The sequence below is a fragment of the Bradyrhizobium sp. MI1.11 genome (assembly GCF_055811255.1).
Genome location: NZ_JBVVPM010000188.1, coordinates 1 through 869, shown reverse-complemented (window position 1 = coordinate 869; position 869 = coordinate 1). Strand labels below are relative to the sequence as shown.

Below are 869 nucleotides of genomic sequence, written 5' to 3'. Positions count from 1 at the left end.
TCGTTGGTGTCGGCCAGCGTCAGGTTGGACGAACCGGTCTGCAGCACGTTGATCAGGTTCTTGTTGAAGTCCTGACGCACCTGCACGATGGAGAGGTTCGAACCGAGGGTCGAAGCTTCCGACCGCAGCGTGCTCGAGGCCGAGTTCAGATTGGTGAGCACCTTGTTGGTCGCGGAGTTGTCGATGAAGTCGGTTCCCTGCACCAGGCCGGCGAGACCCAGACCCTTCGAGTTGAAGGTCACGCCGGTGATGTTGAGGTTGGACTTGCCGGTCTCGTCGAACACCAGCTTGAGCTGGTCGCCGTTGAGCAGGTTGACGCCGTTGAACGAAGCATCCAGCGAGGTCGTGTCGATCTGCGTCAGGATGTTGTTGTACTGGGACACCAGGTTGGTACGGGTGGCCTGGGCAACAGCATCCGCAACCGGCGCAGTAGCGTTCGACCAGCTCAGAGCCGAGGTGATCGTGCCGCCAATGGTGCCACCAGCGACAGCCGAACCGATCGTCGACGACGCAAAGTCGTTGGTCGCCGAGACCGTGAGCAGGCCGTTGGCGTCGATCGTCGCGCTCAGGTTGTTGGCCTGAAGAGCCGTGTTGAGCTGATCGAGCGTCTTGACCGTGCCACCAGTGCCGTCGCCGAAGGTGACATTGACCGCCGTGCCGCCGTTGAAGGAGGTGAAGGTCAAGGTCTTGCCCGAAACGCCGCCGGAGCCCGCGGTGCGGCTCGCGGTGAAGGCGGTGCCGGTGCCGGTCGAGCCGGTCAGACCGAGCGAGGACAGCGAATTGCCCGTGCCGGTGATCGACAGATCCGCATTGGCGCCGGTGGAGATGTGCAGAGCGCCGGCGACGATCGAGGAGTTCGTCGCGCCCGT

General features: G+C 63.3%; 1 pseudogene. It reads right to left on the bottom strand.

What is annotated here, in order from left to right:
- Positions 1 to 869, bottom strand: a pseudogene (locus tag AC0L30_RS43035) (DUF1522 domain-containing protein); the annotation flags it as partial.